The 17,243-nt window shown below is 69.6% G+C and carries 18 protein-coding genes; 9 read left to right on the forward strand and 9 right to left on the reverse strand.

The window, feature by feature from the left end:
* Positions 1 to 319: 319 nt before the first annotated feature.
* The 5 genes from AB0M28_RS31580 to dnaA form a co-directional block, all read right to left on the reverse strand.
* The gene (locus AB0M28_RS31580) at positions 320 to 862 is read right to left on the reverse strand and encodes a DciA family protein (RefSeq protein ID WP_365412611.1); all 543 of its coding nucleotides are present in this window, start codon (positions 860 to 862) and stop codon (positions 320 to 322) included.
* The gene (recF, locus tag AB0M28_RS31585) at positions 859 to 1,989 is read right to left on the reverse strand and encodes a DNA replication/repair protein RecF (RefSeq protein WP_365412613.1); all 1,131 of its coding nucleotides are present in this window, start codon (positions 1,987 to 1,989) and stop codon (positions 859 to 861) included. Before recF ends, AB0M28_RS31580 begins: the two co-directional genes overlap by 4 nt.
* 31 nt (positions 1,990 to 2,020) lie before the next feature.
* Positions 2,021 to 2,899 (reverse strand): phosphogluconate dehydrogenase (NAD(+)-dependent, decarboxylating), encoded by an 879-nt coding sequence (gene gnd / locus AB0M28_RS31590; RefSeq protein WP_365412615.1) that lies wholly within the window; start codon positions 2,897 to 2,899, stop codon positions 2,021 to 2,023.
* Positions 2,900 to 3,016: 117 nt separating this feature from the next.
* On the reverse strand, positions 3,017 to 4,156 hold the full coding sequence (gene dnaN / locus AB0M28_RS31595; protein WP_365412617.1) for a DNA polymerase III subunit beta: 1,140 nt from the start codon (positions 4,154 to 4,156) through the stop codon (positions 3,017 to 3,019).
* An 806-nt stretch (positions 4,157 to 4,962) separates the two neighbouring features.
* A complete protein-coding gene (gene dnaA / locus AB0M28_RS31600; RefSeq protein WP_365412619.1) occupies positions 4,963 to 6,729 on the reverse strand; it encodes a chromosomal replication initiator protein DnaA in 1,767 nt (588 codons plus the stop codon).
* A gap of 340 nt (positions 6,730 to 7,069) precedes the next feature.
* Between dnaA and rpmH the strand changes: the two genes are divergently transcribed.
* The 9 genes from rpmH to AB0M28_RS31645 all read left to right on the forward strand — a co-directional run bounded on the left by rpmH (position 7,070) and on the right by AB0M28_RS31645 (position 13,901).
* Positions 7,070 to 7,207, forward strand: a complete 138-nt coding sequence (gene rpmH / locus AB0M28_RS31605) for a 50S ribosomal protein L34 (RefSeq protein ID WP_323377889.1) — start codon at positions 7,070 to 7,072, stop codon at positions 7,205 to 7,207.
* A gap of 15 nt (positions 7,208 to 7,222) precedes the next feature.
* Complete coding sequence (gene rnpA, locus AB0M28_RS31610) at positions 7,223 to 7,603, forward strand: ribonuclease P protein component (protein ID WP_365412621.1); 381 nt, start codon at positions 7,223 to 7,225, stop codon at positions 7,601 to 7,603.
* Entirely contained in the window at positions 7,600 to 7,899 is a 300-nt protein-coding gene (yidD, locus tag AB0M28_RS31615; RefSeq protein ID WP_365412623.1) for a membrane protein insertion efficiency factor YidD, read from the forward strand. Before rnpA ends, yidD begins: the two co-directional genes overlap by 4 nt.
* A 3-nt stretch (positions 7,900 to 7,902) precedes the next feature.
* Positions 7,903 to 9,171: a membrane protein insertase YidC gene (yidC, locus tag AB0M28_RS31620; RefSeq protein WP_365412625.1), complete on the forward strand. Its 1,269-nt coding sequence runs from the start codon at positions 7,903 to 7,905 to the stop codon at positions 9,169 to 9,171.
* A gap of 14 nt (positions 9,172 to 9,185) precedes the next feature.
* Complete coding sequence (locus AB0M28_RS31625) at positions 9,186 to 9,701, forward strand: R3H domain-containing nucleic acid-binding protein (RefSeq protein ID WP_365412627.1); 516 nt, start codon at positions 9,186 to 9,188, stop codon at positions 9,699 to 9,701.
* Positions 9,702 to 9,824: 123 nt separating this feature from the next.
* The gene (gene rsmG / locus AB0M28_RS31630; RefSeq protein WP_365412629.1) at positions 9,825 to 10,541 is read left to right on the forward strand and encodes a 16S rRNA (guanine(527)-N(7))-methyltransferase RsmG; all 717 of its coding nucleotides are present in this window, start codon (positions 9,825 to 9,827) and stop codon (positions 10,539 to 10,541) included.
* A gap of 310 nt (positions 10,542 to 10,851) precedes the next feature.
* Complete coding sequence (locus tag AB0M28_RS31635; protein ID WP_365412631.1) at positions 10,852 to 11,904, forward strand: ParA family protein; 1,053 nt, start codon at positions 10,852 to 10,854, stop codon at positions 11,902 to 11,904.
* Positions 11,897 to 12,991, forward strand: a complete 1,095-nt coding sequence (locus tag AB0M28_RS31640; protein WP_365412633.1) for a ParB/RepB/Spo0J family partition protein — start codon at positions 11,897 to 11,899, stop codon at positions 12,989 to 12,991. The genes AB0M28_RS31635 and AB0M28_RS31640 overlap by 8 nt, the downstream gene beginning before the upstream one ends.
* 292 nt (positions 12,992 to 13,283) lie before the next feature.
* On the forward strand, positions 13,284 to 13,901 hold the full coding sequence (locus AB0M28_RS31645; protein WP_365412635.1) for a GNAT family N-acetyltransferase: 618 nt from the start codon (positions 13,284 to 13,286) through the stop codon (positions 13,899 to 13,901).
* An 89-nt stretch (positions 13,902 to 13,990) separates the two neighbouring features.
* Here the strand turns inward: AB0M28_RS31645 and trxA are convergent, their stop codons facing one another.
* The 4 genes from trxA to sigM form a co-directional block, all read right to left on the reverse strand.
* The gene (gene trxA, locus AB0M28_RS31650) at positions 13,991 to 14,320 is read right to left on the reverse strand and encodes a thioredoxin (protein WP_365412637.1); all 330 of its coding nucleotides are present in this window, start codon (positions 14,318 to 14,320) and stop codon (positions 13,991 to 13,993) included.
* Positions 14,321 to 14,370: 50 nt separating this feature from the next.
* On the reverse strand, positions 14,371 to 15,351 hold the full coding sequence (trxB, locus tag AB0M28_RS31655) for a thioredoxin-disulfide reductase (RefSeq protein WP_365412639.1): 981 nt from the start codon (positions 15,349 to 15,351) through the stop codon (positions 14,371 to 14,373).
* Positions 15,352 to 15,529: 178 nt separating this feature from the next.
* Positions 15,530 to 16,531, reverse strand: a complete 1,002-nt coding sequence (locus tag AB0M28_RS31660; RefSeq protein ID WP_365412641.1) for a hypothetical protein — start codon at positions 16,529 to 16,531, stop codon at positions 15,530 to 15,532.
* The gene (gene sigM, locus AB0M28_RS31665; RefSeq protein WP_365412643.1) at positions 16,528 to 17,196 is read right to left on the reverse strand and encodes an RNA polymerase sigma factor SigM; all 669 of its coding nucleotides are present in this window, start codon (positions 17,194 to 17,196) and stop codon (positions 16,528 to 16,530) included. The genes AB0M28_RS31660 and sigM overlap by 4 nt, the downstream gene beginning before the upstream one ends.
* Positions 17,197 to 17,243: the final 47 nt, after the last annotated feature.

Below are 17,243 nucleotides of genomic sequence, written 5' to 3' on the forward strand. Positions count from 1 at the left end.
GTCCGGGTGACCACGCATCATGAGGTACAGCGGTCGACATGTTCCGCAAGTGGCGGATGCCGCCCAGTCTACCGGTAGCCACCGACAGAATGGCGGTTTGCCGGGCCCTGTATCCCTCTCAGCGGCGACGGGGGGTGTCCGTCCGACTCCCCACACACGCTCCGGGCCTCCGGGAGCGTCTGGCAGCCATTGCGGGCTTCGCACTGTCAAGGAAACGATAGTGTGAGCGAGATCACGCGCCGCGGCGAGTTTGCGCCACCCCCGTACGGCCCAACCACGGGTATCGCCGGGCCGAGGCGTACGCGTCGCCCGCGCGGCCCTAGCCGTACGTGTCGCCCGGACCCACGCTGCCCGGCGCCCGCAGCCGCCCGTACCGCTGCACCGGCCCGCCCGGGCCCTGCACCTTGATGAACTTCACCGTGCCCGGACCCAGATCGTCGTTCAGCCGGCGCAGCAACTGCGGCGCCAGCAGCCGCAACTGCGTCGCCCACGCCGTGGAGTCGCACCGCACCACCAGCACCCGCTCGTCCTCGTCGTACGACGACGGCACCGCGTGCTGCGCCACCTCCGGCCCCACCAGCTGCGGCCAGCGCCCCATCACACCGCCCACCGCGGCCGGCGCCTCCCAGCCCCGCTCCGCGATCAGCCGGCTGATCGCCGCGCCCAGCGGCAGCGGATCCCGGCCGTCCGAACGCGCGCCGGAGCGCAGGCCCCCGCGCTTCGCCTGCTTCTTCTGCTGCGCCGCCGCGCCCCGGGCGCGCGCCTGCTCCTTCGCGGCACGCAGCGCGACCCGGGCCAGGTCGATACCCGAGGGCTCCTTCGATCCGGCGGACTCCTTCGGCTCGGCCGGCTGGTCGCTCATACGGGCCTGACCTCGCCGTCCGACACCGCGAACCGCACCCCCGACAGCACCGGCGGCACATCCTCGTCCACCGCCGCCGTGATCAGCACCTGCTCCGCCGGCGCCACCAGCTCCGCCAGCCGCGCCCGCCGCCGCGCGTCCAGCTCCGCGAACACGTCGTCCAGCACCAGCACCGGCTCCACCCCCTCCGACGCCAGCAGCTCGTACGACGCCAGCCTCAGCGCCAGCGCGAACGACCACGACTCGCCGTGCGACGCGTACCCCTTCGCCGGCAGCTCCCCCAGCTTCAGCACCAGATCGTCCCGATGCGGGCCGACCAGCGTCATCCCCCGCTCGATCTCCTGCTTACGGGCATCCGCCAGCGCCGCCATCAGCAGCGCGAACAGCTCCTCCCGCGACGACGCCCCGGCGATCCCCTCACCCACCGACGCCCGGTACTCGAACCCCAGCGGACCACCACCCGGCGCCAGCTGCTCGTACGCCTTGTCCGCCAGCGGCTGCACCGCCGCGATCAGCTCCAGCCGCTGCGCCAGCACCTCCGCGGCCGCCCGCGCCAGATGCTGGTCCCACACGTCGAGCGTCGACAGATCCAGCTGGCGCCCGCCGTGCCGGCGCGCCATCGCCGCCGTCTTCAGCAGCGTGTTCCGCTGCTTCAGCACCCGCTCGTAGTCGCTGCGCACCCCGGCCATCCGCGGATGCCGCGCCACGACCAGATCGTCCAGGAACCCCCGCCGCTCACCCGGATCGCCCTTCACCAGGGCCAGATCCTCCGGGGCGAACAGCACGCTGCGCACGATGCCGAGCACATCACGCGGCCTGACCTGCGACGATCTGTTGATACGGGCCCGGTTCGCACGGCCCGGGTTCAGCTCCAGCTCCACCAGCTGCTGCCGGCCCTCGTGCTCCACCGCCGCCCGGATCACCGCCCGCTCGGCGCCCATCCGCACCAGCGGCGCGTCGGACGCCACCCGGTGACTGCCCAGCGTCGCCAGATAGCCGACCGCCTCGACCAGATTCGTCTTCCCCTGGCCGTTCGGACCCACGAAAGCAGTGACGCCCGGGGCGAGGGAGACCTCGGCCCGGGCGTACGAGCGGAAGTCGGCCAGCGAAAGATGCGTGACATGCATGCTGCGGAGCCGACCTCCCCCAACCTGTGGACTACTTCTTCGCCTCGACCGCGTGGCCGCCGAACTGGTTGCGCAGCGCCGCGATCATCTTCATCTGCGGCGAGTCGTCCTGACGCGACGCGAACCGCGCGAACAGCGACGCCGTGATCGCCGGCAGCGGAACCGCGTGGTCGATCGCCGCCTCCACCGTCCAACGGCCCTCACCCGAGTCCGCCGCGTACCCGCGCAGCTTCTCCAGGTGCTCGTCGTCGTCCAGCGCCCGCACCGCCAGATCCAGCAGCCAGGAACGGATGACCGTACCCTCCTGCCAGGACCGGAAGATCTCACGGACGTCCGTCACGGAGTCCGCCGCCTCCAGCAGCTCCCAGCCCTCGGCGAAGGCCTGCATCATCGCGTATTCGATTCCATTGTGGACCATCTTCGCGAAATGCCCGGCGCCCACCTTGCCCGCGTGGACGCTGCCGAACTCGCCCTCCGGCTTCAGCGCGTCGAAGACCGGCTGCACCTTGGCGATGTCCTCGCCGGAACCGCCGTACATCAGGGCGTAGCCGTTCTCCAGGCCCCACACGCCGCCGGACACACCGCAGTCCACGAAGCCGATGCCCTTGGCCTCGAGCTCCGCCGCGTGCTTCTCGTCGTCCGTCCAGCGCGAGTTCCCGCCGTCCACGACCACGTCGCCCGGCTCCAGCAGCCCCGACAGCTCGTCGATCGTCGCCTGGGTCGCCTCACCCGCGGGCACCATCACCCACACCACACGGGGAGCCTGCAGACCGTCCACAAGATCCTTCAAGCTGGGGACGTCCGCGAGATCCTGGTTGCGGTCGTACCCGATGACGGTGTGACCTGCGCGGCGGATGCGCTCGCGCATGTTGCCGCCCATCTTGCCGAGACCGACGAGACCGAGCTCCATCACTGACCCTTCGTAAGCGCCTACGTATCCGCCCCGAGCCTACGCCGGGCCGTACGGGCCCGCTCAGCGGCTCGAAAGCCGCCGTACGGGCCCGGGGACTGCATGTGCCGGCCTGCGTCAGCCGCTCAGCCGCACCGGCATGATCAGGTACTTGTACGCGTCGTCCGCCTCCGCGTCCACGGCCGGACGGCCGCTCAGCAGCGCCGGCTTCGTCGACGTCGTGAAACTCAGCTGCGCCACCGGGGAGTCGATCGCGCTCAGCCCGTCCAGCAGGAACGTGGGGTTGAAGGCGATCGAGATGTCGTCGCCCTCCAGCGTCGCGTCGACGCGCTCCACAGCCTGAGCGTCGTCGGAGGAACCCGCCTCCAGCGTCAGCACGCCCTGCTCGAAGGACAGCCGCACCGGGGTGTTCCGCTCGGCCACCAGCGCCACACGCTTCACGGCCTCGACGAACGGCGCCGTCTCGATCACCGCGACCGAGTTGAACTCCGTCGGGAACAGCGTCCGGTACTTCGGCAGATCGCCCTCGAGGAGACGCGTGGTGGTACGGCGGCCCGCGCCCTCGAAACCGATCAGGCCCTCGCCCGCACCCGAGCCGGACAGCGCCAGGGCGACCGTGTCCCCGCTCGTCAGCGACTTGGCCGTGTCCAGCAGCGTCTTCGCCGGGACCAGGGCCACCGCGGAGATGTCCGCCGTCTCCGGCTTCCACAGGAACTCGCGCACCGCGAAGCGGTACCGGTCCGTGGAGGCGAGGGTGACCGTGTCGCCCTCGATCTCGATGCGCACACCGGTCAGCACCGGCAGTGTGTCGTCCCGGCCCGCGGCGATGGCCACCTGGGCCACGGCGGACGCGAAGACCTCACCGGGGACGGTGCCCGTGGCGGTCGGCATCTGCGGCAGCGCCGGGTACTCCTCCACAGGAAGGGTGTGGAGTGTGAATCGCGAGCTGCCGCACACGACGGTGGCGCGCACCCCGTCCGTGGAGATCTCCACAGGTCGATTGGGGAGGGCGCGGGAGATGTCGGCGAGCAGACGCCCGGAGACCAGGACCGTCCCCTCCTCCTCCACGTCCGCCTCGACGGAGACGCGGGCCGAGACCTCGTAGTCGAAACCGGAGAGGCTCAGCTGGCCGGACCCCTCGGAATCCGCCTTCAGGAGCAGTCCCGCCAGGACCGGCACCGGGGGGCGGGCCGGCAGGCTGCGGGCCGCCCAGGCCACCGCCTCCGCGAGTACGTCGCGCTCCACCCGGATCTTCACCGAGACCGCCTCCTGCTGTTGCCGGCACTTCTTGTCTGCAGGGGACCAGTCTGACGTACCGGACTGACAGCTGGGGCAGGTCCGGCGTCAATGCTCGTCCGGCCCGCCTGTCGCGTCGTCCCCACGTTGTGCACAGCACCCGCTTCGAAGCGAGGTCCGGGCTAGATATCCGTAGAGGTAGTAGTAGGCCCTGTGGATACCGTGGAAAACCCTGTTTGCGCAGGTCAGGCCCCGTTTTTTACCCACAGGGGATGTGGACGTCACCGGTGGACAACCCGGGCCTTCTGTGGACGCCGCCGCGTTGTGCACACCTGATTCACAGGGGAGGGGGAGTTGTCCCCAACTTGATCCCCAGTTTTACCCACGCTTCCCACAGGCCAACCCACCACTTCGGTGTGACCGCTTTCACACGCACCGGTGAAAGGGCGCGTTGTGTTGCCGAACAGTGGACAGAGGTGTGGACAGCGTGTGTACAGAATCGGTTCCCCTGTGGGTGACCGACGGTCTTCGGTGGACAACCGGGTGGGGACGAACGCCGCCCGATCCGTCATCCCCAACCTGTGGACAGTCCTTGACCACAAATCCCCAGGGGGATGAGCTGGATCTTCTTCAGTTATCCCACACCCGTCCACACGGGGGTGTGGGCAAGATGCGTCATCCCCATGGTGTGGACGGTCCATTCGCCACAGTCGTGTGGATAGCGGGGCCGATGGGCCTGCGAATCGAACAACGAAGAGGCCCCCAGGAGTTCGAACTCCTGGGGGCCTCGGTCGTCGAGGGCGCTGAGAGCGGCCGGCGGGCGCGCCTCAGCTGTTCTTGATGCGGTTCGTCAGCTCGGTCACCTGGTTGTAGATCGAGCGCCGCTCCGCCATCAGCGCGCGGATCTTGCGGTCCGCGTGCATCACCGTGGTGTGGTCGCGGCCGCCGAACTGGGCGCCGATCTTGGGCAGGGAGAGGTCGGTGAGCTCCCGGCACAGGTACATGGCGATCTGGCGGGCGGTGACCAGCACCCGGCTGCGCGAGGAGCCGCACAGGTCCTCCACCGTGAGGCCGAAGTAGTCGGCCGTCGCCGCCATGATGGCCTGCGCGGTGATCTCCGGGGACGCGTCCTCGCCGCCGGGGATGAGGTCCTTCAGCACGATCTCCGTCAGGCCCAGGTCCACCGGCTGGCGGTTGAGGGAGGCGAAGGCCGTGACGCGGATGAGGGCGCCCTCCAGCTCGCGGATGTTGCGGGAGATCCGCGAGGCGATGAACTCCAGCACCTCGGGCGGGGCGTTGAGCTGCTCCTGCACCGCCTTCTTGCGGAGGATCGCGATGCGGGTCTCGAGCTCCGGCGGCTGGACGTCGGTGATCAGGCCCCACTCGAAGCGGTTGCGCAGCCGGTCCTCCAGGGTGACCAGCTGCTTGGGCGGCCGGTCGGAGGAGAGCACGATCTGCTTGTTCGCGTTGTGCAGGGTGTTGAACGTGTGGAAGAACTCCTCCTGCGTCGACTCCTTGGACGCCAGGAACTGGATGTCGTCGACGAGCAGGATGTCCATGTCGCGGTAGCGCTTGCGGAAGGTGTCCGCCTTGCCGTCGCGGATGGAGTTGATGAACTCGTTGGTGAACTCCTCGGAGCTCACGTAGCGCACCCGGGTGCCCGGATAGAGGCTGCGGGCGTAGTGGCCGATGGCGTGCAGGAGATGCGTTTTTCCCAGGCCGGACTCGCCGTAGATGAACAGCGGGTTGTACGCCTTGGCCGGCGCCTCGGCGACGGCGACCGCGGCCGCGTGGGCGAAGCGGTTGGAGGCGCCGATGACGAAGGTGTCGAAGAGGTACTTCGGGTTCAGCCGGGCGGTGGGCTCGCCGGGGCCGGTGGCCGGGGCGGGCTGGGCGGCGAGCGGGCCGGGGGCGCCGCTGGGCGCGGGCAGCTCGGGGCTGGTCATGGGCGCCGGCAGCTGGGCGCGGCCGGGGGCCTGCACCGGCTGGGGGCGCGGGGGCTGGGCGTACGGATCGTGTGCGGGCTGCTGCGTGCCGTAGTCGCGGGCGCCGTATCCCTGGGGGGCCGGGGTGCGGGGCCAGGCGCCGGGCTCGGGGCGGGGCTGGGCGTAGTCGGGGTAGGCCGGGCGGGCCGCGGGCAGCTCGTAGCTGTCGTACGCGGGCTCGGGCTCAGGCTGGTGGTGCTGCGGCGGCTGGTGGTGCTCCTGCGGCAGCTGGGGCCGGTGCGGGGGCTGGGGGGCCGCGGGCGGGTGCTGGTGGGGGTGCTGGGCCTGGGCCGGTACGGAGGGGGCCGGGGCGGCCGCGGGGGCGGGCTTCGGCTCGGCCTCCGTGGGGCTTACGGTGATCGCCAGGCCGATGGGCTGGCCGCAGGCACGGCTGAGGGCGTCGCTGATCACGGGGGCGAGGCGGCCCTCGACGACGCCCTTGGCGTATTCGTTGGGCACCGCGATGACGGCGGTGCCGGCCACCAGAACGAGGGGCTGGCAGTCGCGCAGCCAGCGCTGGTCCTGGGGTTTGACGTCCTCGCCGTCGGCGAGGAGCTGTTCCAGCACGCGTGGCCACACTGCGCCGAGATCTGCAGGTAGGTCAGCCACGGGGCACTCTCACTCACTCGCTCGGTCGGGGCGGCGCCCAGACGGGCGGGAACTTGTCACGGTAACCACCTCCCGGGGACGCGTTCAAGTTGTTGTCCACAGGGGTGTGTATGAATGTGGCGCGCCCTCCCCGGTTTGACCGGAAGGTACGGCCCCGCGTACCGTATCGAGGTCGAGTTGTCGACGGCTGCTGCCGCCTGCCTCCGATGGGCCAGGCGCCGTGGTGGATTCACCGGACCGGCGTATTGCGAGCTACTCGTGGGCGCACGGTGACAGCCGTTGGCGATCATTTCCGAAGTCTCGTCACCCGGCGAGATCCGAAGTTTGTTGGAGCCCCCGAGTGAGCAAGCGCACTTTCCAGCCGAACAACCGCAAGCGTGCCAAGACCCACGGCTTCCGGCTGCGGATGCGTACCCGTGCCGGCCGCGCCGTTCTGGCGAACCGCCGCAGCAAGGGTCGCGCCCGTCTGTCCGCCTGAGCCATTGGTCTCATCGTGCTGCCTTCCCAGCATCGGCTGAGGCGGCGCGAGGACTTCGCGACCGCGGTACGACGAGGTCGCCGGGCCGGGCGCCCGCTTCTCGTCGTCCATCTGAACAGCGGCAACGGCCCGCACGCACCGGGGGAGCATGCTTCCGCGGTGCGTGCGGGTTTCGTCGTGAGCAAGGCCGTGGGGTCCGCGGTGCAGCGGAATCTGGTCAAGCGTCGGCTACGTCACCTGATGCGGGACCGGATCGCCGGGCTGCCCCCGGGTAGCCTGGTGGTCGTACGCGCGCTGCCGGGGGCCGCCGAGGCCGGTTTCGACCGGTTGAGCGGTGACCTGGATGCGGCGCTGCGGCGACTGAGCGACCCCTCTCCGAAGAAGGCGCCGCGATGAAGTACCCGCTGCTGTGGTTGATCAAGCTGTACCAGTGGACCATCAGCCCGTTGCTGGGCCCGGTCTGCAAGTACTACCCGTCGTGCTCGCACTACGGCTATGAGTCGATCCGTGTGCACGGTGCGGTGAAAGGCACGGCCCTGACCGCTTGGCGCATTCTGCGCTGCAATCCGTGGTCGCTCGGCGGAGTCGATCACGTTCCGCCCCGTAAGCATCCGGTCTGGCACCAGCGTCTGCGTCTTCGGATCAGCAGCCGTAGGGGCGAGACGTCTGAGCCCAACGCCCAAGGAGCCTGATTCGTGGACACGGTCCTCAAGCCCCTTTATATCGGTGTTTCCTGGATCATCGTCCAGTTCCACTCTCTGTTCAGCCTCGTCTTCGCCGAGGACAGCGGGTTGGCCTGGGGGCTGTCCATCGTCTTCCTGGTCGTCGTGATCCGTATCGCCCTGATCCCGCTCTTCGTGAAGCAGATCAAGGCTACGCGGAACATGCAGGTCCTGCAGCCGAAGATGAAGGCGATCCAGGAGCGCTACAAGAACGACAAGCAGCGCCAGTCCGAGGAGATGATGAAGCTCTATCGGGAGACGGGTACGAACCCGCTCTCGAGCTGTCTTCCGATCCTCGCGCAGTCGCCGTTCTTCATCGCCCTGTTCCAGGTGCTGAACAAGGTCGCCAGCAACAAGGAAGTCGGCGTTCTGAACGCCGAGCAGGTCGAGCAGATGCGCTCGGCGCACATCTTCGGTGCCCCGATCGCGGCGAAGTTCCTGGACAGCGCCGCGAAGGTCGAGGAGCTGGGCTCCACGCTGCCGAACGTCCGTATCGTCACCGCGATCATGATCGTGCTGATGTCGGCCTCGCAGTTCTTCACCCAGCGCCAGCTGATGACGAAGAACGTGGACCTGACGGTCAAGACGCCGTTCATGCAGCAGCAGAAGATGCTGATGTACATCTTCCCGATCATGTTCGCCGTCTTCGGTATCAACTTCCCGGTCGGTGTCCTGATCTACTGGCTGACCACCAACGTGTGGACCATGGGCCAGCAGATGTACATCATCGAGCGCAACCCCACCCCGGGCTCGAAGGCGCAGGCGACGATGCTGGGCAAGCTGCAGCACACCGTGGTCAGGCACGGCAAGACGCGCACCCGGCGGGAGAAGGCGATCGTCAAGGGCATCGCCACCAAGAGCGGCCGGGACCGCAACGACGCCGAGCGGAAGTTCATCAACGGTCTGAACCTGGCCGGTCTGGTGGCGCAGGAGTCCGGTGTCGTGGAGAAGGGCGACGTGAAGCCCGAGGCGACCGTCGTGGAGGGTGGCACCACCCGGCGCCAGCAGCCGAAGCGGCAGACCAAGGCGCAGCGTCAGGCCGCCCAGCAGGCGAAGCAGGACGGCGAGACGGACGGCGAGGCCGACGACGAGCCGCAGGATGCCCCTCCCTCGCTGCAGAAGAAGCCGCAGCAGCCGCAGTCCGGGCAGCGTGCCCGGGCCACCGGTAACCCCCGTTCCGCCGGCTCCGGGAAGCGCAAGGGCGGCGGTCAGCGCCCCAAGCACCCGTCGTCGAAGAAGTAAGAAGGAGTCACGACGTGACGGAAACCGCTGAGGCGGCTGTGGCCGCGGACGAGACGGACGCGCTGTCCACCCTCGAGCAGGAGGGCGAGATCGCCGCCGACTACCTCGAGGGTCTGCTGGACATCGCGGACCTCGACGGCGACATCGACATGGATGTGGAGGGCGACCGCGCCTCCGTGTCGATCATCAGCGAGGACGAGGGCCGTGAGCTGCAGAAGCTGGTCGGCCGGGACGGCGAGGTGCTGGAGGCTCTGCAGGAGCTGACGCGGCTGGCCGTGCACCGGGAGACGGGTGACCGCAGCCGGCTGATGCTGGACATCGCGGGCTTCCGGGCCCGTAAGCGGGGTCAGCTGGTGGAGCTGGCGAACAAGGCGGTCGAGGAGGTCGAGCAGAGCGGCGAGCCGAAGAAGCTCAAGCCGATGACCCCCTTCGAGCGCAAGGTGGTGCACGACGCGGTGAAGGCCGCCGGGCTGCGCAGCGAGTCGGAGGGCGAGGAGCCCGAGCGCTGTGTGGTCGTGCTGCCTGCCTGAGCAGTCGCAGCGGCGGGCCGTGCACGGCCCGTAGAGCGTTGTCCGGCCCCGTCTGCCTCGCAGACGGGGCCGGTTCTTGTCAGTCTGGGTTTGTTCGAGCTTTCGATGGATTGAGGAGTCCCCGTGACGGAGTCAGCGGAGCTTCCCGCACCGCCTGAGGCGGCGGAGAAGGTGTTCGGCGACCGGCTGCCGGACGCGGTGCGCTATGCCGAGCTGCTGGCCGATGCCGGTGTGCGGCGGGGTCTGATCGGTCCGCGTGAGGTGCCTCGGCTGTGGGAGCGGCATCTGCTGAACTGCGCGGTGCTGGCGGAGGTCGTGCCGCAGGGGGTGACGGTCTGCGATGTGGGCTCGGGCGCCGGGCTCCCGGGCATCCCGCTGGCGCTGGTACGGCGTGATCTGCGGATCACCCTGCTGGAGCCGCTGCTGCGGCGGACGAACTTCCTGACGGAGGTCGTGGAGCTGCTGGGGCTGGACCATGTGACGGTAGTGCGGGGCCGGGCGGAGGAGGTCCTGGGGACGCTGCAGCCGGTGCATGTGGTGACGGCGCGGGCGGTGGCCCCGCTGGACCGGCTGGCGGGCTGGGGCGTCCCGCTGCTGCGCCCGTACGGCGAGATGCTGGCGCTGAAGGGCGATACGGCGGAGGAGGAGCTCCTGGCGGCGAAGACGGCCCTGAGCAAGCTCGGTGTCGAGGAGACCTCGGTGCTGCGAGTCGGTGAGGGTGTCGTGGATCCGCAGTCGACGGTCGTCCGCGCGGTCGTGGGTGAGAGCCCGGGCGGTGTCCGCTTCGCGGCGAAGCGGGCCCGTGCTGCCCGCAGGTCGGGCAATCGCGGCCGCCGCTGAGGACTGTGGTCGGGGGTCCCGAGCCGTTTCCCGGACGTCCTCCCCCGTCCTCCCCGTTTCACGTGAAACCGAGCACTGCGTGATGGGCGTTTTGCTCCATTCGGTAATAATTCGATGCATTGTGGGGTGTCGGATCAGCGCCTGATCCGACACCCACCCCATCGTGTTTCACGTGAAACGTCGCTCATTGCTCCCAGGCATCCTGAATCGGGGTCGTGAGGCTGCCGCCGCCGCGGCGGCGCGTAGACCCGCGAGTGACCGAGATTCATCCACAGGAGAACGGGGCTCGCTGGTACGCAAACCCCTCGGCATGGCAGGCTCTGTTCATAGCGAGTCTGAAGTCGAGGAGAGTTCCTTGCGGTCCGACGCCAACGTCGCGGGACCGATGGCCGATCCGGTCCCCGGTCCCCGTTCCGAATCGGTGGATGTTTCACGTGAAACACCACCCCCCATGGACGACACCCCCATCGGCCGTGCCGCTCAGCTCGCCGTAGAGGCGCTGGGGCGGGCAGGCCAGGGCCTGCCGCGCCCCGAGCAGACCCGGGTGATCGTCGTCGCCAACCAGAAGGGTGGGGTCGGCAAGACCACCACCACCGTCAATCTCGCGGCCTCCCTGGCCCTGCACGGCGGCCGGGTGCTGGTCATCGACCTCGACCCCCAGGGCAACGCCTCCACCGCGCTCGGGATCGACCACCACGCCGAGGTGCCGTCGATCTACGACGTCCTCGTGGACGGCAAGCCGCTGGCGGACGTAGTACAGCCGGTCCCGGACGTGGAGGGCCTCTTCTGTGCCCCGGCCACCATCGATCTGGCCGGTGCGGAGATCGAGCTGGTGTCGCTGGTGGCGCGGGAGAGCCGGCTGCGCCGGGCCATCGACGCGTACGAGCAGCCGCTGGACTACATCTTCGTGGACTGCCCGCCGTCGCTCGGTCTGCTGACCGTGAACGCCATGGTGGCCGGCGCGGAGGTGCTGATCCCGATCCAGTGCGAGTACTACGCCCTGGAGGGGCTGGGCCAGCTGCTGCGCAACGTCGATCTGGTCCGGGGCCACCTCAACCCGCGGCTGCATGTCTCGACGATCCTGCTCACCATGTACGACGGCAGGACGCGGCTCGCCTCCCAGGTCGCCGACGAGGTGCGCGGGCACTTCAGCAAGGAGGTGCTGCGTACGAGCATTCCGCGCTCGGTGCGCATTTCCGAGGCGCCGAGCTACGGGCAGACGGTTCTGACGTACGATCCGGGTTCCAGCGGTTCGCTCTCCTATCTGGAGGCGGCCCGGGAGATCGCGCTTCGCGGCGCCGGTGTGGGTGCGGCTGCCGGCACATCGAACGAGGGCACATTGACGGAGGGGCTCAGTGAGTGAACGACGCAGAGGGCTGGGCCGCGGGCTCGGGGCGCTGATTCCGGCAGCGCCGACCGCGGCCGACAACGGTCCCCTGGTGGGTGGGGCCACCACGTCGCCGGGCGCGGTTCCGGTCATAGTGTCCGAGCGGGACATCCCGAACACCTACGACTCCCCGGAGTCCGCCTCGTTCGACCCGGGCTCCGTCGACCACGGGTACTCGGAGCCGGCGCGGCTCGACGAGGTGGCCGGTGCGCACTTCGCCGAACTGCCCCTGGACTCCATCACCCCCAATCCACAGCAGCCGCGTGAGATCTTCGACGAGGACGCGCTGGCCGAGCTGGTCGCCTCCATCCAGGAGGTCGGTCTGCTGCAGCCGGTCGTGGTGCGGCAGCTGGGTGCCGACCGCTACGAGCTCATCATGGGTGAGCGTCGCTGGCGGGCGTGCCGCGAGGCCGGTCTGGTGCGGATCCCGGCGATCATCCGGGCCACGGACGACGAGAAGATGCTCCTGGACGCGCTCCTGGAGAACCTTCACCGGGCGCAGCTGAACCCGCTGGAAGAGGCGCACGCCTACGACCAGCTGCTGCGGGACTTCGGCTGTACGCACGACGAGCTGGCGGACCGGATTGGGCGTTCGCGTCCCCAGGTGTCCAACACCCTGCGGCTGCTGAAGCTGCCGCTGAACGTGCAGAACCGGGTGGCGGCGGGGGTCATCTCCGCCGGGCACGCCCGGGCGCTCCTCTCCGTGGACGACGCCGAGGAGCAGGACCGCCTCGCCCACCGGATCGTCGCCGAGGGGCTGTCGGTGCGGGCGGTCGAGGAGATCGTCACGCTGATGAGCTCCCGGCCGAAGCCGGCCTCCCGTACCAAGTCGCTGCGGGCGGGCAGTCGGATGTCGCCGGCGCTGACGGATCTGGCGTCGCGGCTCTCCGACCGCTTCGAGACCCGGGTGAAGGTCGATCTGGGGCAGAAGAAGGGAAAGATCGTCGTCGAGTTCGCCTCGATAGAGGATCTGGAGCGGATCCTGGGCACCCTCGCTCCCGGCGAGGGCAAGGTGCTGGAGCAGCGTCTGGCCCAGGGTGACGAGGACGACGAAGAGGAGTGAGCCGCTGTTGAGGGGCTGGGCGCCCATCGGCGGTGGAGCGGGTCGTGGGAGCCACGACCCGCTCTTTGCTTTTCCTGGGTAACACCCCCGCCCCTCCCCGGATACGATGCGGTTACGTGTGGAGAGGGGCGGCCATGCGAACTGTGAGTCGCACTGGACTGGTCACTGTGGGGCTGGGGCTGGGCGCCGTCAGCGGATTCATCGGCAGCCTGCTCAGAGAGAGGGAAGCCCTGGCCTCGGCCAGGGGCGCGGCGGCGGACGGCACGGTGTCCGCCGGGAACGAGAGGGCTCAATGGGGCGAAGGCTCGTACCGCTCACACTCGACAACCTCCCCGACGTCCCCAAGCGATGCCGGTCCTGCGTCTTCTGGGAGCTCGACCCCGTCAGCGGAGAAGCCGCGGTAAGAGCCGGCCGACCGGAGCTGGAGAAGGAGTCCTGGATCTCCGGCGTACTGCTGGAGTGGGGTTCCTGCGGCCGGGTCGTCTACGTCGACGAGGTCCCCGCCGGCTTCGTGATGTACGCGCCCCCGGCCTATGTGCCGCGCTCCACGGCCTTCCCCACGAGCCCGGTGTCCCCGGACGCGGTCCAGCTGATGACCGCCTGGCTCTCCCCCGGCTATCAGGGGCAGGGACTGGGGCGGGTGATGGTCCAGACGGTGGCGAAGGATCTGCTGCGGCGCGGGGTGAAGGCGATCGAGGCGTTCGCGGACGCGCAGTGGACCGAGCCCGCGTGTGTGCTGCCGGCCGACCATCTGCTGGCCGTGGGCTTCAAGACGGTCCGCCAGCATCCCCGCTATCCCCGGCTGCGGCTGGAGCTGCGCTCCGCGCTCTCCTGGCGGGAGGACGTGGAGATGGCACTGGACCGGTTGCTGGGCGCCGTGCAGAAGGATCCGGTGCTGCGTCCGCTGTGAAACGGGCACCGTTTCACGTGAAACCGAGCAGCGAAGATGCCCGCCCCGTTCCGGGGCGGGCATCTCGTTTCAAGTGAAACGCGGGGGCGTCAGGCGATGAACTCCGCGAGGTCGCGCTCCAGCGCCGCCTTCGGCTTGGCGCCGACGATCGTCTTGACCACGTCGCCGCCCTGGTAGACGTTCATGGTCGGGATCGACATGATGCCGTACTTCGCTGCGGTGGCCGGGTTCTCGTCGATGTTGAGCTTCACGATGGTGAGCTTCTCGGCGTTCTCCGCGGCGATGGCCTCCAGCGACGGGGCGATCATGCGGCACGGGCCGCACCACTCGGCCCAGAAGTCGACCAGCACGGGCTTGTCACTCTTGAGGACCTTCTCCTCGAAATCCGCGTCGGTCGCGGTCACCGTGGCACCAGCCATGGTGTTCTCCTTACCTAGTTGTGCGGTGTGGGGTGGGGATGGTCGAGGGATCAGACGGCGGGGGCGGCCGTCTTCTCCGGCTCGGCGGCCTTCTCGCTGTCCGCGAGGTGGGCGAGGTAGCGCTCGGCGTCCAGGGCGGCGGAGCAGCCCGTGCCCGCGGCGGTGATGGCCTGCCGGTAGGTGTGGTCCACGACGTCGCCGGCCGCGAAGACACCCGTCAGATTGGTGCGGGTCGACGGGGCGTCGACGCTGAGGTAGCCCTCGCCGTCCAGCTCCAGCTGGCCCTTGAAGAGCTCGGTGCGCGGGTCGTGGCCGATGGCGATGAACAGGCCCGTGACGGGCAGTTCGGTGGTCTCACCGGTCTTCACGTTGCGCAGGGTCACGCCGGACAGCTTGTTCTCACCGTGGATCTCGGTGACCTCGCTGTCCCAGACGAAGGAGATCTTCGGGTCGGCGAAGGCCCGCTCCTGCATCGCCTTGGAGGCGCGCAGGCTGTCCCGGCGGTGTACGACGGTCACGGAGCTGGCGAAGCGGGAGAGGAAGGTGGCCTCCTCCATCGCGGTGTCGCCGCCGCCGACGACGACGATGTTGTGCTCCTTGAAGAAGAAGCCGTCACAGGTGGCGCACCAGGAGATGCCGCGGCCGGAGAGTTCGTCCTCGCGGGGCAGGTCGAGCTTGCGGTGCTGGGAGCCGGTCGCCACGATCACGGCCTTGGCCCGGTGCACGGTGCCGGCGGTGTCGGTGACGGTCTTGATGTCGCCGCTCAGGTCGACGGAGACGATGTCGTCCGGGATCAGCTCGGCGCCGAAGCGCTCAGCCTGGGCCCGCATGTTGTCCATGAGCTCCGGGCCCATGATCCCGTCGCGGAAGCCGGGGAAGTTCTCCACGTCGGTGGTGGTCATCAGCGCACCGCCGGCGGTCACGGCGCCCTCGAAGACCAGCGGCTTCAGGGATGCGCGGGCCGTGTACAGCGCGGCCGTGTAGCCCGCGGGCCCAGAGCCGATGATGATCACGTTGCGGACGTCGCTCACGGGAAACTTCCTTGTCTATGCCGACTGCCTACCAGGTGGCGGTGGCCCTCCGTGGGAGGGCCTGTCACCCCACCTAACGGATCCTACGGGCCCCGCATTCCCGGCGCTGTACGGCACGGGGAAGGACCGCCGGGAAGAGGTGCGGCACCGGGCGTCGGGGGCCTGTTCGGGGGTCCGGCTACGGGCGGCGATACGTGTCGCGCAGTAGCAGTTCGGCCTGCACGGAGCTGTCGGAGGCGCAACGGAGGTCGACGACGTACGCGTCGACGTAGTCCGCGTTGCGCGGGTTGGTGAAGACCAGGAGCAGGGCGGGCTCGCCCCGGACGGTCTCCTGCTGGACGGCGATCGGGGTGCCGGTGGCGGGCACGGCCTGACGGAGGCAGGACGGGACGTTCGTGGCCCCGTAGCCCTCGCTCAGTTTGGTGTCGGGGGACTGGGGGGCCGACGTGCCGGGGCTCTCCGACGGCTTCTTCTGTGTGCTGTCGAAGCGCTGTGGTTCGGAGCCGAGGAGTTCGCTGACCCGTCCGCCGAGGGTCTCCTCGTTGAGGTCCTGGTTCGGGGAGGCGCCTTCCGAGTTGCGCTTCTCTGCGGCGGGCCGGTCTGCCAGGGAGCCCGAGTCGCTGTCGTCCGGGGAGAGCAGCGTCTGCCCGAAGAACGTGAGGCCGCCCAGCAGCGCGGCGCCCAGCGCCGTACCGATCAGAGCGCGGCGACCGCGGCGGCGCGGACGGCCGCGGCCGGGGCCGGTCGTGGTGGGTGCGTGGCCGAAGGGGCCGTGCGGACCATGGGCGGCCGAGCGGGGTGGGCGTGTTTCACGTGAAACATCACCCGCCCCAGTCTCGGTTTCACGTGAAACGGGGATCGCGGAGTCCTCCTCCGCCGGTGTTTCACGTGAAACAGGGATCGCTGTTTCACGTGAAACGGGGAAGGGCTCGGCTGCCAGCGCCGCATCGATGCGGGCGGCGACATCGGCGGGCATGAGCATCGCGGCGGGAGTGAGCTCCCCCAGTAGCGAGCTGATCTCGCTCAGGGAGTCCTGGACCTCCGCGCAGAGCTCGCAGTGCTCCAGATGGGCGGCGACGACGGCTTCCTGCGCCGGTTCGAGGAGCCCCTCGGCGTACTCGGAGATCGTCTCGACCTCGGGGTGCCAGTCCGGTACGGACGGCTGCTGCTCCGGTGTCATGCGATCTCACCTCCGCCCTTCATGGTGCCCGACTCGCGTGTCTCCGCCCTGCCCGCCGTCTGTGGGACGGCTGAGGGGCTGTCGGGGTTCCTCTCCGAACGCAGATGCGTCAGCAGCGGCAGCAGCCGGGCTCTGCCGCGGGCGCAGCGGCTCTTCACCGTACCCACGGGGGCGCCCAGCATCGCGGCGGCCTCGGCGACCGGATAGCCCTGCATGTCGACCAGCACCAGCGCCGCCCGCTGCTCGGCGGGGAGGGTGGCCAGCGCGGCGAGCAGCTCCCGGTGGAGGTCGCGTCGCTCGGCGGGGGCGGCGGCCGACTCGGTGGGCTCCAGCAGCTGCTCGAAGCGCTCGGTGTCGGCGACGGGGGCGGTGCGCCGGGTGGCGGCCTTGCGGACGCGGTCCAGGCAGGCGTTGACGGTGATGCGGTGCAGCCAGGTGGTGACGGCGGACTGGCCGCGGAAGGTGTGGGCCGCGCGGAAGGCGGAGACCAGGGCGTCCTGGAGGGCGTCGGCGGCCTCCTCGCGGTCGCCGAGCGTGCGCAGCGCCACGGCCCAGAGGCGGTCGCGGTGGCGCCGGACTATCTCCGTGAAGGCGTCCGGGTCGCCGGCGACGTGGCGGGCGAGCAGTTCGCGGTCGTCGGCCGTGCTGTTGCCCGGCTGCTCCAAGGCTCGCCCCCCCTCCCCAGATGGATGACCGTGTCCGCGGTGATCCG

It is taken from the genome of Streptomyces sp. NPDC051940 (assembly GCF_040680895.1).
Classification (GTDB): domain Bacteria; phylum Actinomycetota; class Actinomycetes; order Streptomycetales; family Streptomycetaceae; genus Streptomyces.